A 24,100-nucleotide genomic window follows, 5' to 3' on the forward strand; every position below is an offset into this window, starting at 1 on the left:
TCGAACCTGAGGCCGGGGGCGAGCACGGACGTGGTCCGTCAGCGCACCACCGGCCGCGTCGGACTCGACACGTCGTAGGTCTCGACCCCGCTGCCGGCGCCGCGCGCCTCGACGAGCTCCCGCAGCACCTGCGACTTGAGCTCGCTGTCCTCGGCGGTGCCCCAGACGACCGTGCGGCCGTCGGTGAAGGCCAGCTCCACCGAGGACAGGGACTCCGCCGAGGCGGTGCGCAGCTGGGCGAGCACGGACTCCGGCAGGGCGGCCAGCACGTCGGCGATGGCGTCGAAGCGCTCGCTCTCGAGCACGTCGCGGCCGCCCGTGACGACGGGGACGCCCGCCTCCTGCGCCGAGCCGGCGGTCATCAGCTCCACGCCCTCCGAGTCGACGACCACGAACTCGTCGCCGTCCTCGACGGCCGCCACGGGCACGCGCTCGTGCAGGGCCACCACGAGGTGGTGCGGGGGCTCGAGCAGGACCTCGATGGAGCGGACCTGCGGGATCCGGCCCACCCGGTCCCGCACCTCGTCCTTGGAGATCCGGGTCAGCGGGACGCCCCGGTAGGCCTCCAGCGCGGACTCGACGCGGGCGGGGTCCGTCAGCTCGGCGCCTCGCACCGAGACCTCCCGGACGGCCAGTGCCGGGGAGAGGAACAGGACTCCGGCCAGCACCGCGAGCGCGGCGAGGACGCCGAGGACCGCGCCGATCCGCCGGCGCCGGCGCCGCGCCCCCGGAGAGGCGGGAAAGGCCACGACCGTGGCACCGGCCGAGCTGGCGCCGACCGCCGTGGAGCCGGACGAGGCGGGACCGGCCGAAGTGGAGCCCGCGGAGATGGAGCCCGCTGAGGTGGGACCGGCCGACGTGGGGCCCGCCGAGGCGGGGCCGGCCGCCGTGGCGCCGACCGCGGTGGAGCCGGCCCGTGGCGGCTCGTCCGCCGGGGGGACCCGGGAGGCGGTGAGCGTGCGGGACGCGGTCCGCTCCTGCCGGTGCCGCCGCCAGGCGCTGAACCGGCCGCCGGCGGCCGGGACCTCCTCGAGGTCGTCGTCGTCGGCCAGGGGCGTGACCTTGGTGCCGTCGTTCACGCGCACGCGCCCGGCCCGCGGGGAGTCCGTCCCGGGAGCGCCGGCTGCGCCGGGATCCGTGCTCCCGGCCGCGGGGCGGTCCCCGGGCCCGTCCGGCGCGGCCGGGAGACGCTCCGGGGCGGTCCCCTCCCCCGGCGCGGGGGCCGCGCCGGCGCCGTCCCCGGCCGCGTCCCCCAGCCGCGGCTGGTGCGGTCGGCCGTGCCGGCTCATCAGCGGGCTCCGAGCCGGTCCACGAGCCGGGGGCCGAGGGCGGTGACGTCCCCGGCGCCCACCGTGAGCACCAGGTCCCCGGGCCGAGCGGCCCGCACGGCCTGCTCGACGGCGTCGGCGCCGTCCGGCACGTAGCGGACGTGCGCGGGGGCGCGCTCGGTGACGATCTCGCTCGTGAGGCCCGCGACGGGCTGCTCCCGCGCGGCGTAGATGTCGATGACCAGGGCCTCGTCGGCCAGCGCGAGGGCGTCGGCGAACTCGGCCGCGAACTCGCGCGTGCGGGAGAACAGGTGCGGCTGGAAGATCGCGAGCACCCGGTGCCCGGCCGCGACCTCGCGGGCCGCCGTGAGGGCCGCGACCACCTCGGTGGGGTGGTGGGCGTAGTCGTCGAAGACCCGGATCCCGTCGATCTCGCCCCGCAGCTCGAAGCGCCGGGCGGAGCCGTGGAAGCCGGCCAGCCCGCGCACCGCGTCCGCCGGCGGGACGCCGGCCTCGAGGGCCACGCAGAAGGCGGCGGTGGCGTTGAGGACGTTGTGCCGGCCCGGCACCGCGAGCTCGAGCTGCTCCTCGCGGCGGTCCGCGCCCTCCCCCAGCAGCAGCGTGCTGCGGGTGCGCAGCCCGTCCGCCGCCCCGGGGAGCACCCGGACGTCGGAGCCCGGGTCCGTGCCGTAGCTGACGACGCGCCCGCCGGCGGCCCGGTGGCGCTCCGCGAGCGCCCGCGAGCCGGGGTCGTCCTGGCAGGCCACGAGCAGCCCGTCCCGGGGCAGCGTGGCCGCGAACTCGTCGAAGGCCCGGAAGAAGGCCTCGCGGGAGGCGTAGTGGTCGAGGTGGTCGGGCTCGATGTTGGTGACCACGGCGATCCGCGGCGCGTACGCCAGGAAGGAGCCGTCCGACTCGTCGGCCTCCGCCACGAACCACCGGCCCGGGCCGAGGGCCGCGTTGGAGCCGAGGTCCGCCACGTGCGCGCCGATGGCCCAGGAGGGCCCGAGCCCGGCGGCGTGCAGCGTGAGCGCGGCCATCGCACTGGTGGTGGTCTTGCCGTGGGTGCCGGCCACGGCCACGACGTCGCGGCCGTGCATCGCGGCGGCGAGCGCCGCGGAGCGGTGGAGCACGCGCAGCCCGGCGGCCCGGGCGGCGGCGTACTCGGGGTCCTCGGGCGGGATCGCGGTCGACACGACCACGGTCTGCGCCCCCTCGACGTGGCGGGCGTGCTGGCCCACGTGCACGGTGGCGCCCAGGTCCTGGAGCTGGCGCAGGCCCGACGAGTCCTGCCGGTCCGAGCCGCTGACGGGCACCCCGCGGGCGAGCATGAGCTTCGCGACGGCGGACATCCCCGCCCCGCCCATGCCGATGAAGTGCACCCGGCCCAGCCGGGCGGGGTCGGTCTCGTGCTCAGCGTCCACGGGGGACCTCCTCGAGGATCAGCCGTGCCAGCACGGTGTCGGCGTCGCGCACGCCGTGGCCGCGGCTCGCGGCGGCCATCGCGGCGAGCCGGCCGGGGTCGGCCAGCAGCGGGTGGACGTGCCGGCGGTACCAGTCGGGGGTGAACGCGTCGTCGGCCACGAGCTGCGCCGCGCCGGCCGCCACGAGGGAGGCGGCGTTGAGGGCCTGCTCGCCGTTGCCGACGGGCAGCGGGACGAACACGGCGGGCAGCCCGACGGCCGCGACCTCCGAGACGGTCGCGGCGCCGGCGCGGGCCACCAGCAGGTCCGCGGCGGCGTAGACGCGCTCCATCCCGTCCACGTACTCCACCTGCACGTAGCCGGGGGCGCTCAGCGGCGCGCCGTCGTCCCGGGTGAGCTGCTTGCCCCGGCCGGTGACGTGCAGGAGCTGGTGGCCGTGCTCGGCGACCTCCTCGGCCACGCCGGCCACGGTCCGGTTCATGGCGAGGGCGCCCGAGGAGCCGCCGGTGACCACCACGGTGGGCAGGTCGGGGTCGAGCCCGAAGGAGCGGCGCGCCTCGGCGCGCAGCGCCTCGCGGTCCAGGCGCGAGATCTCCCGGCGCATGGGCATGCCGACGGTCACGGCCCCGCGCAACGGGGTGCCGGGGAACGCGACGGCCACGGTCCGGGCCCAGCGCGCGCCCACCCGGTTGGCCAGTCCCGGCCGGGCGTTGGCCTCGTGGACCACGATGGGCAGGCCCCGCCGGGCGGCGGCGAGGTAGACGGGGGTGCAGACGTACCCGCCGACGCCGAGCACCACGTCGGGCCGGACGCGGTCCAGGATCTCCCCCGCCTGGCGCACGGCGCCGAGGAGGCGCCCCGGCAGCCGGACGAGGTCCACGGAGGGCCGGCGGGGCAGCGGCACGCGGTCGACGAGCTCGAGCTCGAGTCCGGCCTGCGGGACGAGCCGCGTCTCCATCCCGGACGCGGTGCCCACCGCCGTGAGCCGGGCCTGCGGGGCCTGCTCCCGCAGGGCGGCGGCCACGGCGAGGAGCGGGCTGACGTGCCCGGCGGTGCCCCCGCCGGCCAGCAGGACCGACGGCGCGGGGCCTCCGGTGGTGGGTTCGGACGGTGTCATGCGCGATCCTCGTTCGGGGTGCGGGGGCGGGGGGTGCGGGTGGGGACCTGGATCCGGCGCGGCAGCCGGGTGAAGGACATCACCACGCCGACGGCCGCGAGGCTCATCAGCAGCGACGACCCACCGTAGCTGATGAACGGGAGGGGGATGCCGATCACGGGCAGCACGCCCGTGACCATGCCGATGTTGATGAACGCCTGGCCGACGAGCCAGGTGACGATGCAGGCGGTGGCGATCCGGACGAAGCCGCTGCGGGCGCGCAGGATCACGCGGGCCATCGCCAGGGCCATGACCGCGAACAGGGCCAGGATCAGCACCGTGCCCAGCAGGCCCAGCTCCTCGCCGATGATCGAGAAGATGTAGTCGTTGTGCGCCTCGGGGACGTAGTTGTACTTGAGCCGGGACTGGCCCAGGCCCACGCCCCACCAGCCGCCGGAGGCGAGGGCGTTGAGCCCCTGCTCGGCCTGGTAGCAGGCGTCGGTGGCCCCGCACTCGCCGAACAGCCAGCCGGTGATCCGGTCCACGCGGTGCGGCGCGGTGACGATCGCCAGCGTGCCGGCCAGCGCGGCCCCGGCCGCCGCGAGCACGAACAGGCGCAGCGGCGCCCCGGCGAAGAACAGCGCGGCCGCGTAGATGAGGACGAAGACCAGGGCCGTGCCCACGTCGTCGCCGAGCACGATCATCAGGGCGGGCACCCCGATGCCCAGGGCCGAGGGCCACAGGGCCTGGCGCCAGTCCCGCACGGCGTCGCCCTGCCGGGCCAGGACCGCCGCCAGCCAGAGGGCGACGGCGAGCTTGGCCGCCTCGGACGGCTGGAAGGACTGCCCGCCCACCACGATCCAGTTCCGGTTGCCGTTGATCTCCTGCCCCAGCGGGGTGAAGACGAGCAGCAGCAGCAGCACGGCGAGGACGAGGAGCCCGGTGGCGCCCCGGCGGTACCAGGAGGTGGGCACGAAGGAGAGCCCGAACATCAGGAGCACGCCCAGCCCCCCGTAGGTGGCCTGCTTGACGAAGTACGAGTAGGCGGACTCCTGCGCGGAGATCGACTCCACCGCCGAGGCGGAGAGCACCATCATGATGCCGATGGCCGTGAGCAGCAGCACGGATCCGGCCAGCGCGTAGTAGGAGTGGACGAGCGGGCCGTCCACCAGGGCCCGCCAGAAGCGGCGGGCCCCGCCGAGGGAGCCGCGGGCCGTCTCCGCGAGCCCCGGGCGGTCCCGCACCTCGGTCACGAGAGCCGTCCCACGAGGTCGGCGACCTCCCGGACGAACGCGTCGCCGCGGTGGGCGTAGGAGCTGAACTGGTCCATCGAGGCGGACGCCGGGGCCATCAGCACCGTGTCGCCCTGCTGGGCGACCTCGTGGGCGAGCCGGACGGCCTCGCCCATCACGGCGTCGCCCGCCCCGGCGCCGGGCCGCTCAGCCGTGCGCAGGACGGGGACCTGCGGGGCGTGGGCGGCGAGCGCGGCGAGCAGCGAGTCGTTGTCCGTGCCGATGAGCACCACGGTGCGCAGCCGCCCGGCGTGCCGGGCGACGAGCCGGTCGTAGGAGACGCCCTTGGACAGGCCGCCGGCGATCCACACCACGGAGTCGAACGCGGACAGCGCGGCGTCGGCCGCGTGCGGGTTGGTGGCCTTGGAGTCGTTGATCCACAGCACGCCGTGGGTCGTGGCGACGGCCTGGATCCGGTGGTCGCCGGGCTCCCAGTCGCGCAGCCCGTCCCGCACGGCCTCCGGCGGCGCGCCGGCCGCCCGGGCCAGCGCCGCGGCGGCCAGGGCGTTGGCCACGCCGTGGGGCGTGGGGAGGGGGCCGGTGTCGGTGATCGAGGCGAGCTCGAGGGCGGAGCCGCGGCGGTCGTCGAGGAAGGCCCGGTCCACGAGCAGGTCCTCCACGACGCCGAGCATGCTGACGTCGGGGGTCTCGAGGGTGAAGCCCACCGCGCGGCAGCCCTCCACGACGTCGGCCTCCTCGACCATGCGCACGGTCTCGGCCTGCTGGGCGTTGTAGACGCAGGCCACCCGGGTGTGCTCGTAGATCCGGGACTTGTCCGCCACGTAGTTGTCGTAGCCGCCGTGCCAGTCCACGTGGTCCTCGGCCACGTTGAGCACCACGGAGGCCAGCGGCGACATCGAGGACGTCCAGTGCAGCTGGAAGCTGGAGAGCTCCACGGCCAGGACGTCGTGCTCGACCGGCTCGCGCAGCGCGTCCAGGATCGGGGTGCCCACGTTGCCGACGGCGGCCGCGGTGAGCCCGGCGGCCCGCAGCATCGCCGCGGTCATCCCGACCGTGGTGGTCTTGCCGTTCGTGCCGGTGATGCAGACCCACTCGGCGGTCCTGCGCCCGGCGCGCTCGCGGACCCGCCAGGCGAGCTCCACGTCGCCCCAGATCTGGATGCCCTCGGCGGCCGCGGCGGCGAGCAGGGGGTGGTCGGGCCGCAGCCCCGGGGAGGTGACGACCAGGTCGGGGCGGGCGCCCTCGACGTCGGGCACGGCCTCCTGGTGGCTCTCCCCCAGCAGGACCTCGGCGGCGCCCACGATGCGCAGGGTGTCGGCCTTCGCCCGGGTCCCGGGGGTGTCCGCCCCGTCGACGACGACGACGCGGGCGCCGAGCTCGATCAGGGTGTCCGCGGCGGCGAAGCCCGAGACGCCGATCCCGGCCACGACCACGCGCAGCCCGGCCCAGTCCGCGTCCCAGCTGGTGAGCCCGGCGAGCCGGGGGCGGTCCAGGACGGGGTTGTCGTTGCTCGCGTGGATCATTGGATCATTCCTCCGTGGGAGAGCAGCCAGTCGCCGTAGAAGACGCCGAGCGCGGCCGCGACGAACAGCCCGGCGATGATCCAGAAGCGGACCACGATGGTCACCTCGTTCCAGCCCTTGAGCTCGAAGTGGTGCTGCAGCGGCGCCATCTTGAAGATGCGCTTGCCGCCGGAGAGCTTGAAGTAGCCGACCTGCAGGATGACGGAGACCGTGATCACCACGAACAGCCCGGCGATGAGCACGAGCAGCAGCTCGGTGCGGGTGAGCACCGCGAACGCGGCGAGCGCGCCGCCGAGGCCGAGGGAGCCCGTGTCGCCCATGAAGATCTTCGCCGGGGAGGTGTTCCACCACAGGAACCCCACGAGGGCCCCGACCAGGGCGGCGGCGGTGAGGGCGAGGTCGGCGGCGTCGCGCACCTCGTAGCAGACCCCCTGGGCCACGGACCCGCAGAGGTGGGTGTTCTGCCACATGGCGATCAGCAGGTAGCCGCTGAACACGAGGATGGACGCTCCGGTGGCGAGGCCGTCGAGGCCGTCGGTGAGGTTGACGGCGTTGGTGGTGGCGGTGGCGATCAGGTTCACCCAGATCACGAACAGCACGGCGCCCACCACCGTGCCCGCGAACGCGAGGTCGAGGGAGGTGTCCCGGGTCACGGAGATCGCGGAGGACGCCGGGGTGGCGCCCTGCGGACCGGGCACGAGCAGCACGAGCAGCGCGAACGCGGAGCCGATGAGGCCCTGCAGGACGATCTTCCCCACGGGGCTGAGCCCGAGGTTCTGCTTCTTGGCGATCTTCTTGTAGTCGTCGATGAAGCCGACGAAGCCCATGCCCAGCATCAGCAGCAGTGCGGAGAGCCCGGAGAGGGTGACGCCGCCGTAGGCCGGCCACACGAGCCCGGAGATCAGGTGGGTCAGCCCGTAGGCGAGCACCACGGAGCCGAGGATCGCGACCCCGCCCATGGTGGGCGTCCCGCGCTTGGTGTGGTGGCTCGTGGGCCCGTCGTCCCGGATGAACTGGCCGTAGCCGCGCCGGGCGAGGAACTTGATGAAGGCCGGGGTGCCGAAGAGGGACAGCACCAGCGCGAAGCAGGCCGCCATGAGGATCTGGATCATGCCGGCTCGTTCCCCTCCGCGGGCGTTCCCGGGGCGGTGGGCCTCCCGCTCGGGTCGAGGGAGGCGTTGACGAAGGGGCCGGCCGAGAGCCAGTGGTCGCCGCGCGCCGGGGCGTCGTTGCCGGGGGCGGGCCCGCCGGCGCCGCTGCCCGCGCCGGCCGCCACCCGGTCCCCCAGGATCCGCAGTCCGGCGGCGTTGGAGGACTTGAAGAGCACGACGTCACCGGGTGCGAGCTCCTCGCGCAGGATCTCCTCGGCGTCCTCCGGGGTGGCCGCCCAGGTCGCCTCGTTGCCCCACGAGCCCTCGAGCTGGGCGGCGTCGTACACGGGGCGGGCGAGGTCGCCGACGGCGATCAGCTTGGAGATGTTCAGCCGCACGACCATCCGGCCCAGGGCGTCGTGCTCCTCCACGGTGCTGTCGCCGAGCTCCAGCATGCCGCCGAGCACCGCCCAGGTGCGCCGGGGTGCCGAGCCGCCGGAGCCGCGGCCCAGCTGGGCCAGGGTCTGCAGCGCGGCGCGCATCGACTGGGGGTTGGCGTTGTAGGCGTCGTTGATCACCGTCACCCCGTCGGCCCGCTCGGTGCGCTCCATCCGCCACCGGCTCGCGGCGCCCTGGGCGTTGAGCGAGGCCGCGATCCGCTCCGGGGCCACCCCGGCCACGAAGGCGGCGGAGGCCGCCGCGAGCAGGTTGGTGACGTGGTGCTCCCCGATGAGCCGGGAGACGATCCGGTGCTCGGAGCCGTCCGGGAAGTGCAGGCGGAACTCCGGGCTGCCCCCGGGTCCGAGCCGGACCTCGGAGGCGTGCACCCGGGCGGCCGGGACCTCGGGCAGCACGTTCGCCGGGGACTCCCCGAAGAACAGCACGGGCGCGGCGGTGCGGCGGTGCATCTGGCGGACCAGGACGTCGTCGTCGTTGAGGACCGCCACGCCGTCGGCGCGCAGGGACTCGACGAGCTCGCCCTTGGCGCGGGCGATGTTGGCGACGCCGCCGAACTCGCCGGCGTGGGCGGAGCCGACGCACAGGACCACCCCGACGTCGGGGCGGACCATCCGGCACAGGTAGTCGATGTTGCCGATCTTCGTGGCGCCCATCTCGATGATGAGGAACCGGGTGTCCGGCTCGGCCTCGAACACGGTCAGCGGCACGCCGACCTCCCCGTTGTACGACCCGCGGGGCGCGACCGTGGGACCCTCCGCGGAGAAGATGCCCCGCAGGAGGTCCTTGGTGGTGGTCTTGCCGACGGAGCCGGTGACGGCGATGACCTTCACCTCGTGGTCGGCGCGCAGCTGGGCCACGACCCAGGAGGCGAGCCGGCCCATCGCCTCGACCACGTCGGGGACCAGCACGGCCGGGTAGGCGACGCCCGCGGCGTCGGGCACCTCGCGCTCGACGAGGGCGAGCACGGCACCGGCGGCGAAGGCGGCGCCCACGTACTCGTGGCCGTCGGTGACCTCGCCCGGCTTGGCGACGAACAGGGTCCCGGGACGGGCCTCCCGGGAGTCGGTGGCGACGTGCTGGACGGCGGGCGCCTCGGCGGCGGCGCCGACGGGGCGGCCCCCCGTGATCTGCGCGAGCTGTGCGGCGGTGAGTGCGATCATCGGTTCTCCCAACGGTCCTGCTGCCCGTCGGCCAGCGCGGCCCGCAGCTCTTCCCTGTCGTCCAGCGGGTGGTCCACGCCCCGGATCTCCTGGACCGTCTCGTGCCCGCGGCCGGCCACGAGGACCGAGTCGTCGGGTCCGGCCATGGCCACCGCGGCGCGGATGGCCACGGCGCGGGGCTCGAGCACGAGCACCTCCTGGGCCCTGGCCCCGGCGTCGCGGGCCGCGAACGCTCCCGCGGCGACCTCGGCGCGGATCTGCCCGAGGTCCTCGTCGTGCGGGTCGTCGTCCGTGACGATCACGACGTCGGCGTGCCGGGCGGCGATCTCGCCCATGACGGGGCGCTTGGACCGGTCCCGTTCGCCCGTGGCCCCGAAGACCACGATGACGCGGCCGTCCTCGTCGGGGGGCTCGACGGCGGCGAGTGCGCGGCGCAGGGCGTCCGGGTTGTGCGCGAAGTCGACGACGGCGGTCGGCTGCGTGCCGACGAGCTGCATCCGCCCGGGCACGTCCGTGGTGAGGGGGTCCGCCTCGTCGAGCACGCGCTGCACGTCGGCGGCGTCGACCCCGGAGGCCACGACCATGACCACGGCGAGCGCGGCGTTGGCCACGTTGAAGTCGCCCGGCAGGCCCGTGGACACGCGCAGCGTCCGGCCGTCCCGGTGCCGCAGCGTGAAGGAGTGGCCGATCCCGCGGCGGGTCAGGGTGCTCAGGGTCCAGTCCGCGCCGGTCCGGTCCGCTCCGGCGTCCCGGTCCCCCGGCACACCGCCGCGCAGGGCGATGGTGTCCACCAGCTCCGGGCCGAGCTGCTCCCGGGCGTGCTCGGCCATCCGCAGGCCCCAGACGTCGTCCTCGTCCTGGACCACCACCACGGCCCTGCGGGTCCGCTCCGGGGTGAGCAGCTGGGCCTTCACCGCGAAGTACTCGTCCATCGAGCCGTGCAGGTCGAGGTGGTCCTGGGTCAGGTTGGTGAACCCGGCGACGTCGAAGCGGACCCCGTCCACCCGGTGGAACTGCAGGGCGTGGGAGGAGACCTCCATGGACGCCGCCGTGATGCCGCGCTCGCGCATGAGCGCGAGCAGCGCGTGCACGTGCGGGGCCTCCGGGGTGGTGAGCCGGGAGGGGATCGACTCGTCGCCGGCGAGGATCTCGATCGTCCCGATCAGACCCGTGCGGTGGCCGAGCGCCCGGAGCACCGAGTTGGTGAAGTAGGTCGTGGTCGTCTTGCCGTTGGTGCCGGTCACCGCGAACAGGGCCGGGGCGGTCCCGTCCTCCGGCCGGGAGCCGTAGACGCGCGCGGCGATCGCGCCCACGGACCGGCGCGGGTCCGGGGCCTCGACCACGGGCAGCCGGATGCCGGCGTCCCGCAGGATCCCGGCGCCCTCGGCGTCGGTGAGCACCGCGGCGGCGCCCGAGCGCTCGGCGGCCGCGGCGAACCGGGCGCCGTGGGTGCGGGCCCCGGGCAGGGCCGCGTAGAGGTCGCCGGGACGCAGCTGCCGGGAGTCCAGGGAGATGCCGGTGACCTCCACGGCGCGGGACGGGGCGGTGCCGCCGGAGAGCCGGGCGGTCTCCGCGAGGCTCAGCGGCCGGGGCCGGGCGGGGCGCATCGTCTGCGCGTCGTGTCCCTGCTGGGCTGTCGCGTCCATCAACGTCCTTCGTGGTCTGGGTCGGCGGGTGGGTGGTCCGCCGGGTGCGGGGGGTGCGGACCCGGGGGTGGCCGGGCACGGCGATATGGAAGTCTAGTCGCCCTCGTCGGCCCGCCGGGACGCGGCCGGGGCGGGAGCACCGGCCGCGGCGGCCGCGGGTTCGGCTTCGGCGCCGGGCTCCGCGCCGGGCTCGGCGGCGCCGTCCTCCGGCGTCTCGGCGGCGCCGTCCTCCGGTGCCTCGACGCCCGGTGGGGTGTCCACCGGCGCCGTCTCCTCGGCCTCGTCCTCCTCCGGGTCGTCCGTGCGCAGCGGGATCTCCACGGGCTCGGTCGTCGAGGGCGGGACGTCGTAGTGGCGCAGCACCTGCCCCATGATCTTGCTGAAGGTGGGGGTGGTGCCGATCGAGCGGACGTCGCCCTGGGGCCGCTGGAGCGTGACCGCCACGAGGTACTGGGGGTCCTCGACGGGGGCGACGCCCACGAAGGAGGTGGTGTAGCCGTCGTAGCCGCCCTCGGGGCTCGGCGCCTCCGCGGTGCCGGTCTTGCCGCCCACGCGGTAGCCCTCCACGGCCGCCTCCTTGGCGCCGCCCTGGGTGACGGTGACCTCCATCATGTCGAGCACCTGCTCCGCCGTCTCCTCGGAGACGACCCGTTCGCCCTCGGGCCGCTCGACCGGGGTGCTGGTGCCGTCGGGGTCGATCACGGACTCGACCACCCGCGGCTCCACCTGGACCCCGCCGTTGCCGATCGCCTGGAAGATCGTGGCGGTGCGCAGCGGGGTCTGGGCGACGCCCTGGCCGAAGAGCACCGTGTACTGCTGGCGCACGTCCCACTGGTCCGCGCTCGTGAGGATGCCGGGCGACTCCCCCGGCAGCTCGATCCCCGTGGTCTCGCCGACGCCGAAGCGCTGCATCCACTCGTGGCGCTGCTCCGGGGTGAGCTTGCCCCCGACCAGGACGGTGCCCGTGTTCATCGAGTCGGCGATGATCCCGGCGAACGTGCGCTGCTGCTCGCCGTGGTCGAAGGCGTCGGTGATCTTCTGCCCCTCGATCTCCAGGAACGGGGGCACGGTGATCTCGGTGCGCGGCGTCACCACGCCCTCCTCCACGGCGGCCGCCGCCGTGAGGATCTTCTGGGTGGAGCCCGGCTCCACGGCGTTCTGCACGGAGCGCACGCCGAGGTCCTCGGGGGCCGCGGAGCCGATGTCGTTGGGGTCCACCGTCGAGGAGTCGGCGAGCGCGAGCACCGCGCCGTCCTCGATCCGCATCACCACGGCCGTGCCCCACTCGGCGTCGAGCTCCTCGGCGCGCTCCATGACGGCCTGCTGGGCGAAGAACTGGACGTCGCTGTCGATCGACAGCTGCACCGAGGAGCCGTCCTCCACCGGGCTCTCCTCCTGCGGGGCCACCGGGATCCGCACGCCGTCGGCGCTGATCTCGAAGGTCCGGCTCCCGTCCGTGCCGCGCAGCAGCTCGTCCTGGGTCTGCTCGATCCCGCCGAGCGCCTCGTCGTCCCCGCCCATGAAGCCGACCACGCTGCCGGCCACCGGCCCGTTGGGGTAGATGCGGTCGGAGGACGGCTGCCCGTACACGTAGGGCAGGCCGAGCTCGCGCACGGTGTTCCACTGCTCGGGCGTGACCCCGCGGGCCACGTACTCGAACTGCTTGTCGCCGTCCAGGGCGTCCTTGACCTCGGCGTCCTCGAGCTCGAGGGCGTCGGCGAGCTGGTAGACCGCCTGCGTGGGGGTCACGGTCTCCGTGGTGCCGTCGGCCAGGGGGCGCGCGAACTCGCGCACCAGGGACTGGTCGACCGTGACGTCGTAGCGCTGAAGCGTGCGGGCGAGGACGTTGCCGTGCGTGTCCCGGATCTCCCCGCGCAGCGCGGGCACGACCTCGGTGCGGGACCGTTCCCCCGCGGCGGCCTCGGCCCGGCCCGCGGCGTCGAAGCCCTGCACCCACACGAGCCGGAGCCCGAGGACCACCAGCAGGCCGAGCACGAGGACGACGCCGATGTGGCTGCGGCCGATGCCTCGGGCGCCGGGGGCGTCACCGGTGGACGTCGAGCGTGCGCGTGCCACGTGTCTGCCTCGTTCCTGGTTGCGACTGGGGGATGTCCGGGGAGCTGCTGCCGGCGGGTGCGGGGGCCGGTGCCCCCGTCACTCCCCGGGCGTGCGCTGCGGCGGCGCCGGGAGGGAACCGCCCTCCGCCTCCGGACCGCCGGCCGGTGCGGCGTCCTCGCGGGCCCGCCGCTCGGCGTCCTCGCGCTCCTGCTCCGCCTTCTCCTGCTCGCGGTCCTCGGCGCGCTCGGCCGCGCGGTCCGCGGCCTCCGAGCCGGTCTGGTGGGCGTGCTCGACCAGGATCTCGTGGTTCTCCTGCGGCTGCGCGGGCAGCGGGTCGCCCTCGACGGTCCCGTCCGTGAGGTCGACCGTGCCCGAGTCCCGGGCGGGGACCATGCCGAGGTCCGTCGCCATCACCGCGAGGTTCTGCGGGGCGTTGTAGAACTCGAGGTCCTGGGTGAGCGCCTCGTTCTGCTGGCTGAGCGCCTGCTCCTGGGCCCGCAGCTCCACGAGCCGGTACTGGCCGCCGGAGATCTGGATGTTCAGGACCAGGATGGAGGCCAGCGCCACCACGAGGGCCACGAGGCTGAGCACCACGGTGGAGAACCGCTGCCGCCGTGCCCGCCCCGGGACCACGGACAACGGGGCCCTGCTGGACCCGGACGACTCCTCCGGGTGCGGAGCGGGACTGCTCAGCTGCCGGGCGGAGCTGCCCTCCACCGGCGGGCGCTGCCCGCGCCGCCCGGCCCAGGCACCGACGCCCGTGCGCGCGGCGGCCGTCCGTGCGGGGCGTCGCTGGAGTCCGGTTCCGCTCATGCCGTGTACCTCTGCGCGTTCTGTGCTGTGGGGGGAGTGTTCTCTCTGATCCGCTCCACCGCGCGCAGTCGCGCGGAGGCCGCCCGGGGGTTCTCGTCGATCTCCCGGGGGGTCGGGGTCTCCGTCCCGCGGGTCAGCACCCGCAGGGTGGGCTTGTGCTGGTCCAGCTCCACGGGGAAGCCCTTCGGCGCCGTGGACGTGGCGCCGCGGGCGAAGGCCTGCTTGACGATCCGGTCCTCGAGGGAGTGGTAGCTCATGGCCACGACGCGCCCGCCGACGGGCACGGCGTCCAGCGCGGCCGGGACCGCCCGGCGCAGGACGTCGAGCTCCTCGTTGACCTCGATCCGCAGCGCCTGGAACGTCTGCTTCGCCGGGTGCCCCTTGCGGTGCTGGGCCGCCTGGGGCACGGCGCCCCGGACGACCTCGACGAGCTCTCCCGTGGTGCGCAGCGGGGTCCTGGCCCGCTGCTCCACGATCGCGCGGGCGATGCGGCCGGCGAAGCGCTCCTCGCCCCAGTCCCGCAGGATCCGGCGCAGGTCCGCCTCGCTGTAGTCGTTGACCACGTCCTGGGCCGTGACCGTCGCCGTGGCGTCCATCCGCATGTCCAGGGGCGCGTCGTAGGAGTAGGCGAAGCCGCGCTCGCGCTCGTCGAGCTGCAGGGACGAGACCCCGAGGTCGAACAGCACCGCGTCCGCGTGGTCGAACCCGTGCCGGCCGAGGGCCTCCGGGATCCGGTCGTACGTCGTGTGCACGGGGTGGAAGCGGTCTCCGAACGGGGCCAGCCGGGCCCCGGCCAGCGCGTGCGCCTGGGGGTCCCGGTCGATGGCCACCAGCTGCAGGCCGGGGAAGCGCCGCAGCAGCGCCTCGGAGTGACCGCCCATGCCCATCGTCGCGTCGACCGCCACGGCGCTGTCCTCGCCGAGCGCGGGAGCCATCAGGTCGAGGCACCGCTCGAGCAGCACGGGGACGTGGAGCTGCTCGGCTGGGCGTTGCGCCATGGGCCCTCTCTTCGGCGGTCGACGGTGGTGCGGTCTGCGGTGTCCGGCGCCGGGTCGACGCCGTGGTGCGGCGGCGGGCCTTCCAGGATCAGAACCCCATCCGCTGGCCGTCCCTCGAATCCGGCCTGGCTCAGGGGAAGGTGAGTCAGGACGGTGACGGCTGTGCGGCTGGAGATCTCATCCGGGAAGCGGCTCCGCGTGCTCCGCGGGTGGTCTCGGCGGCCCTGCGCTCAGAAGAGCCCGGGCACCACTTCCTCCTCGGTCTCGGAGAAGACGGCCTCCTTCTCGTTCAGGTACTCGTTCCAGGCCTGGGCGTCCCAGATCTCCGCCCGGGTGCCCGCGCCGATGACGGCGAGCTCCCGGTCCAGCCCGGCGTAGTCCCGCAACGGCGGCGGTATGGTGACTCGGCCCTGCTTGTCCGGGACCTCGTCCGAGGCGCCCGAGAGAAAGACCCGGATGTAGTCCCGGGCCTGCTTCGAGGACAGCGGCGCCGCCCTCAGCTGCTCGTGGACCCGTTCGAACTCACGGACGCTGAACACGTAGAGGCACCGCTCCTGACCACGGGTCAGGACGAGTCCCTCCGCCAGCTCCTCCCGGTACTTCGCCGGCAGGATCAGGCGGCCCTTCTCGTCGAGACGGGGTGAGTACGTTCCGAGAAACATGCTCACCGCCTCTCCAGCCCGAGAGTTCTCCCAGATCCATCTCTTCGCCCCACTTTACTCCACTTCACTCCCCGGTCAACGAACGCGGGGCCCGGGCCCCGCGGCGTGGCGCGGCGCCCGGGGCCCGCGGCGGGCGTCGCCCCAGGTGGGCGCGGGTGGAGGGCTGTGGTGGGCCGCGCGGGGCGGCGCGGCGGGGGCGGTCCGGCGCCGGCGGGGAGCGTCGCGGCGGGCCGCGGACGGACCGTGCTGGAGCGCGGTGGAGGACGCCGTGGCGAACGGCGGGGAGGACAGTGGAGGACGGCGGGCGGGCCGTTCCCCGGGCACCAAAAAGCTCCCCGGTGGCGCACCGGGGAGCTGTCGCAGGCCGCGCTTCCGGGCGCGGGGCGGTGGTGGGAGGTGGAGGGATCGGGCGGAGCGGTCCGCCGTGGCGGAACCATACGGACGGCGTTCCACGGACGGCTCCGCGAGCCGGTGGAGCCGGTCCGGGCCGGTCAGGAGGACGGGCCCCCGGAGTTGCGCTGGTCCCAGCGCTGCTCGAGGTTCTGCAGGAAGGGGGACGAACGGCGCGGCGGGCCGCCCTTGCCTGCCTCGCCGCCGGGGCCGGGCTTGCCGGAGCGCATCGTGGCGACGTAGACACCGGCGCCCATCACGACGAAGCCCAGGACCCCGACCAGGATGGAGTCGATGACCACCCCGCCCAGGAGGACGAGCAGGCCGACGACGGCGATCACGATCCCGAGGACGATGTTGCGGGTGGAGGCACCCCTGACGGCACGGGAGCCCATGCTCGTCACGAACCTCGGGTCGTCCGCGTGGAGCTGCTTCTCCAGCTGGGCCAGGAGCTGTTGCTCGTGCTCGGACAGTGGCACGGTAGGCCTCCTCATCCTTCGGGTGCGGATTCCCCGGCTGTTCCGGCGCCGCCTGTTACCAGGATAGACCGTCGGGTGCGGATTTGGCACCGCGCACACGGCTGTCAACAGCCTCCGAATTGGCTTGCTGATTCCGTGGTGCGGGCGACAGGAGGCGGGCCGGTCCCAGGCGCTCGGCGCCGAAGCGGGCGTGCACCCGGTCCATGGCCTGCTCGGCGGCCCCCCACTCCTCCTCGCGGCCGTCCAGGCTCAGCTGCAGGGCGTCCGTGGCGGGCTCCAGCCCCTCGGCCCGGACGCCGATGAGCCGGACCGCCTGCGGCCGGCTCCCGAGCTCGCCGAGCAGGCCCGTGCCGTGCTCGAACAGGTCGTGGGCGGAGGTGAAGGGGTGCTGCAGCGTCCGCGAGCGGGTGATGGTCGTGAAGTCCGCCCAGCGCACCTTGAGCCCCACCCGGCGGGCGCGCAGCCCCTGACGGCGCAGCCGTGAGGCGGTCCGGTGGCTCAGCCGCAGCAGGGCCTCGTGCAGCACCCGGTCGTCGGCGACGTCACGGGGGAAGGTCTCCTCCGCGCCCACGCTCTTCTCCTCGCGGACCGGCTCGACCGGACGGGGGTCGCGCCCGTTGGCGAGCTCGTGCAGGTGGTGGCCGGCGGCCCGGCCCACCAGGCGCGCCAGCATCGGGACCGGGGCGGCCGCGAGGTCCCCGACGCTGCGCAGCCCCGCGCCGGTGAGCACCTCGGCCGTGCGCCCGCCGACGCCCCAGAGGGCCGAGACCGGCAGCTCCGCCAGGAACGCGACGGTGTCCTCGGGCTGGACGAGCAGGAGACCGTCCGGCTTGGAGCGGGTGGAGGCGATCTTCGCGACGGTCTTGTTGGCCCCGATCCCCACGGAGGCGGTGAGCCCCAGCTCGGCCCGCACCCGGGCGCGCAGGGCGCGGGCGATGCCCACCGGCGGGCCGAGCCGCCGGACGGCTCCGGCGACGTCCAGGAAGGCCTCGTCCACGCTGATCTGCTCCACCCGGTCGGTGATCTCCCAGAACATCGCCATGACCCGCCGGGAGTAGGTCTCGTAGGCGTCGCGGTGGGGTTCGAGCAGCACGGCCCGGGGGCACATGGCCCGGGCCCTCGCCAGGGGCATGCCGGAGCGGACGCCGAACTCCCTGGCCTCGTAGGAGGCGGAGAGCACGACGGAGCGGTGGCCGGCCCCCGCCACGATGACCGGCCGGCCCCGCAGCCGGGGGGCGGCGAGCAGCTCCACGCCGACGTAGAACATGTCCATGTCGACGTGCAGCACGGCGCACGAGCGCCAGCGGTCCAGCCGGTCCTTCGGCGTCTCGTCCACCGCGTCCTCCTCCCGGGTCCGGCACAGCATAGCCCTCGGCGCGGACATCGCCGCCGCCGTGCGGGCGCCCTTCCGGGCACGGGGTCCCGGGCCCGTCCGCCGGGCCTTCGATAGGCTGGGCCGGACATCCCGGAGGCCCGTCAGCGGCCGTCCGCCGCCGTTCCGAGACCGAGGTCGAGCCACCCATGACGTGCCCGCCGCTCCCGCACCACCCCGACGTGTCCTCCGGCACCGCGCCGCAGGCCGGGCCCGAGGACGCCTTCCGCGCCGAGGACGAGCAGTTCACGGCCCGGCTGCACGCGGAGCTGGACGAGTTCTTCGGGCGGCAGCGGGCGGTCCTGGGCGGGATCTCGGCGGAGGCCCTCCCGCTGCTGGAGGCCGTGGCCGCGCTCTCCGCCGGCGGCAAGCGGCTGCGCGCGCGGCTGTGCTACTGGGGCTGGCGAGCGGCGGGCGGCGATCCGGAGGACCCGGCCGTGGTGCGGGCCGGTGCCGCGCTGGAGCTCTTCCAGTCCGCCGCGCTCATCCACGACGACGTCATCGACCGCTCCGACACCCGCCGGGGAGCTCCCAGCGTGCACCGGCGGTTCGAGTCCGCGCACGCGGACCGGGGCTGGGCCCTGGACGGCGCCGCCTTCGGCGTGGCCGCCGCGATCCTCTCGGGGGACCTGTGCCTGTCCTGGAGCGAGCAGCTGTTCGCCGCGGCCACCACCACGGCGCACGGCGGCCGGCGCGCCCGGGCCGTCTTCGACCTCATGCGCACGGAGGTGATGGCCGGGCAGTACCTGGACGTGCAGGGCGAGGTCGCCGGCGGGGGCCAGGACCGCGCCGGCGCGGTGCAGCGGGCCCTGGACGTCATCCGGTACAAGTCGGCGAAGTACTCGGTGGAGCACCCGGTGGTGCTCGGCGCCGCCCTGGCCGGGGCACCGGAGGCGGTGCTGGAGCGCTGCTCCGCCTTCGCTCTGCCCCTCGGCGAGGCGTTCCAGCTCCGCGACGACGTCCTGGGCGTGTTCGGCGACCCGGCGGCCACGGGCAAGCCCGCCGGCGACGACCTGCGCGAGGGCAAGCGGACGGTGCTCGTGGGCTACGTGCGCACGCGCGGCAGCGAGGCGCAGGTCGCGCGGCTCGAGGCGGCCCTGGGCCGGCCGGACCTCACGGAGGAGGACGTCGCGGAGCTGCGTGCGCTGATCACGGCGTGCGGCGCCCTGGGCTCCACGGAGGCGCTCATCGACGGGCTCAGCCGCGAGGCGTTCGCGGCGCTGGACCGGCTCGGGGCCGGCACCGTGCCCATGGCCGCGCTGCGCGCTCTCGCGACGGCCGCGGTCCGGCGCTCGTCCTGAGCCCCGCGCGACGGCCCACCGGCGGGCACGGCGCACCGGTCAGGGGCGGGTCACCAGGCGAGGGCCTGCGCGCGGCGGCGGATCTCCGTCTTGCGCCCGTCCCGCAGCGCGTCCACGGGGCGGCCCGGCAGGGACTCGTCCTCGGTGAACAGCCACGCGATCGCCTCGACGTCGGTGAAGCCGGAGTCCCGCAGGACCGCCACCGTGCCCTTCAGCGAGTCGACCACGGCGCCGTCCAGCAGGAACGCGGCCGGCACCCGGCGGATGCCGTCGTGCGGATTGCGGACGGCGAGCAGCGTCCCGTCGTCGACGAGACCGTGGACGCGGGTGACCACGAGGCCGAGCTGCTCGGCGACGTCGGGCAGGGGCAACCACTCCTGGACGAGGCCGTCCAGGCGGTCGAACTCCTCGGTGCTGATTCCGGATGTGTTCTTCACGCCCCCAGAGTGCCACGTCCGCCGGTGCCCGTGCCACGCGGGCCCGCCACGGTATGCTCGACCCGCGGAGCCGGCTGAGACCTCCGCACCTTCCCCGATCAGCGTCAGAGAGCCCCTTCATGCCGTTTCCCCCCGACAGCGACACGACCGACCCGAACGACGCACCGCGCTGCAGCACCACCGAGTCCCCCGCCGAGTCCACCGGCGGGTCCTCCGGCGCGCAGGACGACCGCTCCCCCGGCTGGGCCCGCCGCGCCCGCACGGGCTCGGCGGTCACCGCCGTCGCCGCCCTGGCCGCCCTGGGCGGGGGGACCGTGGCCCACGCCGCCCCCGCGCAGACGGCCCAGGTGGCCGCGGCGCCCCTGCTCGCGGAGCAGTCGACGACGAAGACCCCGGTGCACACCGTGTCCCCCGGGGACTCCCTGTGGGCGGTCGCCCAGCGCCACGGCGTCGCGGTGGACGAGCTCATGCGGTGGAACGACCTCTCGGGCGCGGCGCTGCTGATGCCCGGGCAGAAGCTGCGCCTCTCCGACGGCGCGCCCGCCGCCGCCGGGCCCCCGGAGAAGGCCGCCCCGCCGGCGGAGGATCCGCCCCGCACGCACCACGTGGTCCGCTCCGGGGACTCCCTGTGGAGCATCTCCCAGGAGCGCGGGGTGTCGGTCCAGGAGCTCCTCGAGGACAACGACCTGACGGTGAACTCCCTGCTGCGCCCGGGACAGCGGCTGTCGGTCGCCGCGCCGGCCCCGGCCGCCGTGCGGACCGCCGCGGCCCCGGAGCCGGCCGGGGCACCGCGCCCGGAGCGGGAGCGCGCCGTCGGCGACACGTTCCTGGGCCGCACCTACGAGGGCGGCGTGGTGGACTCCGCCAACCGCCACCACGAGCAGCTCGCCTCCCGCCCGGCGCCCTCCCGGGAGGAGATGCGCGGACTGGTCCACGACACCGCCGTCCGGATGGGCGTGGACCCGGCTCTCGCCCTGGCGCACGCCTACCAGGAGTCGGGCTTCGACCACCGGGCCGTCTCCCCCGCGGACGCCGTGGGCGCCATGCAGGTCATCCCGGCCGCCGGGGACTGGGCCTCGGGCCTCGTGGGCCGGGAGCTCGACCTGCTCGACCCGCAGGACAACGTCACCGCCGGCGTGGCCATCATCCGGCAGCTGGGCCGCGCCGCCCCCAGCACCGACGTGGCCATCGCCGCGTACTACCAGGGCCTGCACGGGGTGAAGAAGTACGGGATGTACGACGACACGAAGCAGTACGTCAAGAACGTCAAGTCCCACCGCAAGCGGTTCGGTCCGTGACCTCCGACCCAGCCGGCGCACAGCGCCCCGCCCTAGGCTGAGCCCGTGCAGCACGCGCTCCCCGACCACCTGACCGGGACCCTCCTCGAGGGCCGCTACGAGCTGGGTCCGCGCATCGCCCGGGGCGGCACCGCCACCGTGTACCGGGCGGTGGACACCCGCCTGCAGCGCGTCGTGGCGGTCAAGCTCATGCACGCCCACCTCGCGGAGGACCCGGCGGCCGCGGACCGGTTCGTGCGGGAGGCCCGGGCCGCGGCACGGCTCTCCCACCCCCACGTCGTCTCCGTGCTCGACCAGGGGCACGCCCCGGACGGGGTGCCCTACCTGGTGATGGAGCACGTGGCGGGCTCGACGCTGCGGGACCTCCTGCGCCGGCGCGGAGCCCTCCCCCCGGGCGAGGCACTGGCGCTGCTGGAGCCGGTCCTCGACGGGCTCGCGGCGGCCCACCGGGCCGGTCTGGTGCACCGTGACGTGAAGCCGGAGAACGTGCTGATCGACGGCACGGGCCGGGTGACGGTCGCGGACTTCGGGCTCACGCGCGCCGTGGACCAGCACACGGCGACCGGAACGGTGCTGGGCACGGTGGGCTACGCCTCGCCGGAGCTCGTGACCGGGCAGCGGGTGGACACCCGGGCGGACGTGTACTCGGCCGGGATCGTGCTCTTCGAGCTCCTGGCCGGCCGCCGGCCCTTCGAGGGCGCCCCGCTGGCCGTGGCCCGCGCCCACGCGGAGGGCGCCGTCCCGGACCTGCGCGCCCTGGACCCCGGTCTCCCGGCGGGCCCGGCGCGGCTCGTCGCCCGCGCCACGGCCCGGGACCCGGGGCAGCGCCCGGCGGACGCCGGCAGGTTCCTCGAGGAGCTGCGGGCGGTCCGGGCGGGGCTGCGGCCCGACGAGCTCGCCCGGCGCCCCGCACTAGGTGCCGGGCCCGTCCCGGGCAGCGGCTCCCCGGCCGCACCGGCCCCGGGGCAGCGGGCCGCGTCCGCCCCGGCCGGCGGGAGCACGGCGGTGCTGGGCCCCGGCGACGGGACCACCACCGTGCTGGACCCCGCGGGCGCGCCCACCGAGGCCCTCGGCCCGGCGACCGCGGCCACGGAGGCCCTCGGCCCGGCGGCCTCCCGGGCCCGGCCGGCGGGGACGCCGGGCGCCCCCGCGGCGAGCCCCGGGAGGCCGCCGGGCCCGGGCGGGCCGGCCGCGCCCGCGCGCGGCTCCACCGACCCGTGGCACCCCGAGATCGAGCTGCGCCCCTCCCGCCCCCTGCACGCGGCGGGGACGCTGGCCCTGGTCGCGCTCGCGGTGGCCGCCGCGGCGTTCCTGGGCTGGCTCCTGGGCTCCGGCCCCGGCGGGACCGTGAGCGTGCCGGACGTGCGGGGCGCGGGTCCCGAGCTCGCCGAGCAGTACCTGGCCGGTGCCGGTCTGGACAACGTCGCCGTGCACGAGACCGAGGACCCGGTGGCCCCCTCCGGCACCGTGCTCGGCACCGACCCGCCGGCCGGGTCCACCGTGCGGGCCGCGGAGCAGGTCGTCCTGCTGGTCTCGACCGGCCCCGAGCGCACGACCGCGCCCGACGTCGCCGGGATGACGGAGGAGCAGGCCCGGGCGCGGCTCGAGGACGCCGGGCTGGAGGCCGGCACCCGGACCGCGGTGCCCGACGACGCCGCGCCCGGGACCGTCGTGGGCCAGCACCCCGACGCGGGCACGGTGGTGACCGTGGGCACGGCGGTGGACCTGGCGGTCTCCGGGGGCCCGCGCACCGACACCGCCCCCGGGGTCCTGGGACGGCCCGTGGACGAGGCGGTGCAGGTCCTCGCGGAGGCGGGGTGGACGTCGCGGGTCGAGGAGCGCCTCGGCGCCCCCTTCGGCTACGTGGTGGCCCAGACGACGGACGGGGCCGAGGTCGTCCTGACCGTCCTGTAGCGGACGGCCGGTCCGGCCCCGGCCCCGTCGGCCCGGCCCTGCGCTCAGCGGCGGGAGAGGTAGCCCGCCACGAGGAACGCGATCTCCAGGGACTGCATGTGGTTCAGGCGCGGGTCGCACAGCGACTCGTAGCGGTCCTGGAAGGAGGACTCGTCGACGGGATCGGCGCCGCCGAGGCACTCCGCGACGTCGTCGCCCGTCATCTCCACGTGGATGCCGCCGGGGAACGAGCCGATGGCCTCGTGCACCTCGAAGAAGCCGCGGACCTCGTCCACGACGTCGTCGAAGTTGCGGGTCTTGTAGCCGGACGGCAGGGACACGGTGTTGCCGTGCATGGGGTCGGTGACCCACACGACCTTGGCGCCGGAGCGCTCCACGGCCTCGACGAGCGGGGGCAGCTTCTCCCGGATGTTCTTCGCGCCCATCCGGGTGATGAAGGTCAGCCGCCCGGGCTCGCGCTGCGGATCGAGCTTGTCGATGAGCGCGAGCGCGTCGTCGCCGGTGGTCTTCGGGCCGAGCTTGACGCCGATCGGGTTGCGCAGCCGGGAGAGCAGGTCCACGTGGGCGCCGTCGAGCTCCCGGGTGCGCTCCCCGATCCACAGGAAGTGCCCGGACGTCCCGTACGGGAGGTGGGTGCGGGAGTCGATGCGGCTCAGGGCCCGCTCGTAGTCCAGCAGGAGGGCCTCGTGGCCGGCGTAGAACTCCGTGGTCCGCAGGGCGTCGAAGTCGGCGCCGCACGCGTCCATGAACTTCACGGCGCGGTCGATCTCGCGGGCCAGCGACTCGTACCGGGCGTGGGCCGGGTTCGTGGTGAAGCCCATGTTCCAGGCGTGCACGAGGCGCAGGTCGGCGAACCCGCCCGTGGTGAAGGCGCGGATCAGGTTCAGGGTGGAGGCGGAGGTGTGGTAGCCGCGCACCATCCGCCGCGGGTCGTGGGCCCGGGACTCCTCGGTGAAGTCGAAGCCGTTGACCATCTCGCCGCGGAACGTCGGCAGGGTCGTGCCGTCGCGGGTCTCGTCGTTGGACGAGCGGGGCTTCGAGAACTGCCCGGCCATCCGGCCCATCTTCACGACGGGCATGGACGCGCCGTAGGTGAGCACCACGGCCATCTGCAGGAGCGTCTTGACCCGGGCGCTGATCCGGTCGGCGGTGGCGCCCTCGAAGGTCTCGGCGCAGTCCCCGCCCTGCAGGAAGAACGCCCGGCCGTTGGCGACCTCGGCCAGACGGTCGCGCAGCTTGTCCACCTCCCCCGCGAAGACGAGGGGCGGGACCGCGTTGAGCTCGGCGATCGAGGCGGCGAAGTCGGGGTGGTCGCGCCACGTCGGCTGCTGGTCGGCGGCCAGGCCGCGCCAGTCGTCCAGCCCCGGGTAGTCGGCCGCTGAGGGCACCGGGGAGGCCAGGTTGCGGAGGCTGTCGGGAACGGTGAAGTCGAGCATCATGTCTTCCTATGTCTCGTCC

General features: G+C 75.3%; 19 protein-coding genes. 3 read left to right on the plus strand and 16 right to left on the minus strand.

From position 1 onward, the window contains the following. Positions 1–38 precede the first annotated feature (38 nt). The 14 genes from ACPYN7_RS06440 to dinB all read right to left on the minus strand — a co-directional run bounded on the left by ACPYN7_RS06440 (position 39) and on the right by dinB (position 17,656). Positions 39–1,289 (minus strand): FtsQ-type POTRA domain-containing protein, encoded by a 1,251-nt coding sequence (locus ACPYN7_RS06440; protein ID WP_424347073.1) that lies wholly within the window; start codon positions 1,287–1,289, stop codon positions 39–41. Beyond that, entirely contained in the window at positions 1,289–2,692 is a 1,404-nt protein-coding gene (gene murC / locus ACPYN7_RS06445) for a UDP-N-acetylmuramate--L-alanine ligase (RefSeq protein WP_424347074.1), read from the minus strand. Before murC ends, ACPYN7_RS06440 begins: the two co-directional genes overlap by 1 nt. Then, positions 2,682–3,809 carry an undecaprenyldiphospho-muramoylpentapeptide beta-N-acetylglucosaminyltransferase gene (murG, locus tag ACPYN7_RS06450; protein WP_424347075.1) on the minus strand — a complete coding sequence of 376 codons (1,128 nt, stop codon included), beginning with the start codon at positions 3,807–3,809 and terminating at the stop codon, positions 2,682–2,684. Before murG ends, murC begins: the two co-directional genes overlap by 11 nt. Further along, positions 3,806–5,041, minus strand: a complete 1,236-nt coding sequence (gene ftsW, locus ACPYN7_RS06455; RefSeq protein WP_058873717.1) for a putative lipid II flippase FtsW — start codon at positions 5,039–5,041, stop codon at positions 3,806–3,808. Before ftsW ends, murG begins: the two co-directional genes overlap by 4 nt. Beyond that, positions 5,038–6,564 carry a UDP-N-acetylmuramoyl-L-alanine--D-glutamate ligase gene (murD, locus tag ACPYN7_RS06460; protein WP_424347076.1) on the minus strand — a complete coding sequence of 509 codons (1,527 nt, stop codon included), beginning with the start codon at positions 6,562–6,564 and terminating at the stop codon, positions 5,038–5,040. The genes ftsW and murD overlap by 4 nt, the downstream gene beginning before the upstream one ends. Beyond that, positions 6,561–7,676, minus strand: coding sequence for a phospho-N-acetylmuramoyl-pentapeptide-transferase (mraY, locus tag ACPYN7_RS06465; protein ID WP_058873719.1), 1,116 nt, complete (start codon positions 7,674–7,676; stop codon positions 6,561–6,563). Before mraY ends, murD begins: the two co-directional genes overlap by 4 nt. Continuing rightward, a complete protein-coding gene (locus ACPYN7_RS06470; protein ID WP_058873720.1) occupies positions 7,673–9,274 on the minus strand; it encodes a UDP-N-acetylmuramoyl-tripeptide--D-alanyl-D-alanine ligase in 1,602 nt (533 codons plus the stop codon). Before ACPYN7_RS06470 ends, mraY begins: the two co-directional genes overlap by 4 nt. After that, positions 9,271–10,920, minus strand: coding sequence for a UDP-N-acetylmuramoyl-L-alanyl-D-glutamate--2,6-diaminopimelate ligase (locus tag ACPYN7_RS06475; protein WP_424347077.1), 1,650 nt, complete (start codon positions 10,918–10,920; stop codon positions 9,271–9,273). Before ACPYN7_RS06475 ends, ACPYN7_RS06470 begins: the two co-directional genes overlap by 4 nt. Before the next feature lie 93 nt (positions 10,921–11,013). Beyond that, positions 11,014–12,996, minus strand: a complete 1,983-nt coding sequence (locus ACPYN7_RS06480; RefSeq protein WP_424347078.1) for a peptidoglycan D,D-transpeptidase FtsI family protein — start codon at positions 12,994–12,996, stop codon at positions 11,014–11,016. Positions 12,997–13,074: 78 nt separating this feature from the next. Further along, positions 13,075–13,791: a hypothetical protein gene (locus tag ACPYN7_RS06485; protein ID WP_424347079.1), complete on the minus strand. Its 717-nt coding sequence runs from the start codon at positions 13,789–13,791 to the stop codon at positions 13,075–13,077. Then, positions 13,788–14,789, minus strand: coding sequence for a 16S rRNA (cytosine(1402)-N(4))-methyltransferase RsmH (gene rsmH, locus ACPYN7_RS06490; protein ID WP_424347080.1), 1,002 nt, complete (start codon positions 14,787–14,789; stop codon positions 13,788–13,790). The genes ACPYN7_RS06485 and rsmH overlap by 4 nt, the downstream gene beginning before the upstream one ends. 230 nt (positions 14,790–15,019) lie before the next feature. Then, on the minus strand, positions 15,020–15,451 hold the full coding sequence (gene mraZ / locus ACPYN7_RS06495; protein WP_058873724.1) for a division/cell wall cluster transcriptional repressor MraZ: 432 nt from the start codon (positions 15,449–15,451) through the stop codon (positions 15,020–15,022). Between the two features lie 491 nt (positions 15,452–15,942). Further along, a complete protein-coding gene (locus tag ACPYN7_RS06500) occupies positions 15,943–16,320 on the minus strand; it encodes a DUF3040 domain-containing protein (RefSeq protein WP_058873725.1) in 378 nt (125 codons plus the stop codon). 55 nt (positions 16,321–16,375) lie between these two features. Next, on the minus strand, positions 16,376–17,656 hold the full coding sequence (gene dinB, locus ACPYN7_RS06505; protein ID WP_197412662.1) for a DNA polymerase IV: 1,281 nt from the start codon (positions 17,654–17,656) through the stop codon (positions 16,376–16,378). A 185-nt stretch (positions 17,657–17,841) separates the two neighbouring features. Here dinB and ACPYN7_RS06510 point away from each other — a divergent pair, with 185 nt between their 5' ends. Next, entirely contained in the window at positions 17,842–18,993 is a 1,152-nt protein-coding gene (locus tag ACPYN7_RS06510) for a polyprenyl synthetase family protein (RefSeq protein WP_424347081.1), read from the plus strand. A gap of 50 nt (positions 18,994–19,043) precedes the next feature. Here ACPYN7_RS06510 and ACPYN7_RS06515 read toward each other — a convergent pair whose 3' ends face one another. Next, complete coding sequence (locus ACPYN7_RS06515) at positions 19,044–19,430, minus strand: Rv2175c family DNA-binding protein (RefSeq protein ID WP_082697018.1); 387 nt, start codon at positions 19,428–19,430, stop codon at positions 19,044–19,046. A gap of 119 nt (positions 19,431–19,549) precedes the next feature. On the opposite strand from ACPYN7_RS06515, the gene ACPYN7_RS06520 reads away from it, so the two are divergent. Further along, positions 19,550–20,728 (plus strand): LysM peptidoglycan-binding domain-containing protein, encoded by a 1,179-nt coding sequence (locus ACPYN7_RS06520; protein WP_424347082.1) that lies wholly within the window; start codon positions 19,550–19,552, stop codon positions 20,726–20,728. 45 nt (positions 20,729–20,773) lie between these two features. Then, a complete protein-coding gene (locus tag ACPYN7_RS06525; RefSeq protein ID WP_424347083.1) occupies positions 20,774–22,642 on the plus strand; it encodes a protein kinase domain-containing protein in 1,869 nt (622 codons plus the stop codon). 44 nt (positions 22,643–22,686) lie between these two features. Here ACPYN7_RS06525 and ACPYN7_RS06530 read toward each other — a convergent pair whose 3' ends face one another. Beyond that, positions 22,687–24,081, minus strand: coding sequence for a class II 3-deoxy-7-phosphoheptulonate synthase (locus tag ACPYN7_RS06530; RefSeq protein ID WP_424347084.1), 1,395 nt, complete (start codon positions 24,079–24,081; stop codon positions 22,687–22,689). Between the last annotated feature and the right edge of the window lie 19 nt (positions 24,082–24,100).

The organism is Kocuria sp. CH-021 (genome assembly GCF_049716185.1).
GTDB classification, from domain to species: domain Bacteria; phylum Actinomycetota; class Actinomycetes; order Actinomycetales; family Micrococcaceae; genus Kocuria; species Kocuria cellulosilytica.

Excerpts from the sequence above, each read along its gene's own strand:
- ACPYN7_RS06440 (WP_424347073.1), bottom strand. The coding sequence starts at position 1,289 with ATGAGCCGGCACGGCCGACCGCACCAGCCGCGGCTGGGGGACGCGGCC.
- murG (WP_424347075.1), bottom strand. The coding sequence starts at position 3,809 with ATGACACCGTCCGAACCCACCACCGGAGGCCCCGCGCCGTCGGTCCTG.
- murD (WP_424347076.1), bottom strand. The coding sequence starts at position 6,564 with ATGATCCACGCGAGCAACGACAACCCCGTCCTGGACCGCCCCCGGCTC.
- mraY (WP_058873719.1), bottom strand. The coding sequence starts at position 7,676 with ATGATCCAGATCCTCATGGCGGCCTGCTTCGCGCTGGTGCTGTCCCTC.
- ACPYN7_RS06470 (WP_058873720.1), bottom strand. The coding sequence starts at position 9,274 with ATGATCGCACTCACCGCCGCACAGCTCGCGCAGATCACGGGGGGCCGC.
- ACPYN7_RS06475 (WP_424347077.1), bottom strand. The coding sequence starts at position 10,920 with ATGGACGCGACAGCCCAGCAGGGACACGACGCGCAGACGATGCGCCCC.
- ACPYN7_RS06485 (WP_424347079.1), bottom strand. The coding sequence starts at position 13,791 with ATGAGCGGAACCGGACTCCAGCGACGCCCCGCACGGACGGCCGCCGCG.
- rsmH (WP_424347080.1), bottom strand. The coding sequence starts at position 14,789 with ATGGCGCAACGCCCAGCCGAGCAGCTCCACGTCCCCGTGCTGCTCGAG.
- mraZ (WP_058873724.1), bottom strand. The coding sequence starts at position 15,451 with ATGTTTCTCGGAACGTACTCACCCCGTCTCGACGAGAAGGGCCGCCTG.
- ACPYN7_RS06510 (WP_424347081.1), top strand. The coding sequence starts at position 17,842 with ATGACGTGCCCGCCGCTCCCGCACCACCCCGACGTGTCCTCCGGCACC.
- ACPYN7_RS06520 (WP_424347082.1), top strand. The coding sequence starts at position 19,550 with ATGCCGTTTCCCCCCGACAGCGACACGACCGACCCGAACGACGCACCG.
- ACPYN7_RS06530 (WP_424347084.1), bottom strand. The coding sequence starts at position 24,081 with ATGATGCTCGACTTCACCGTTCCCGACAGCCTCCGCAACCTGGCCTCC.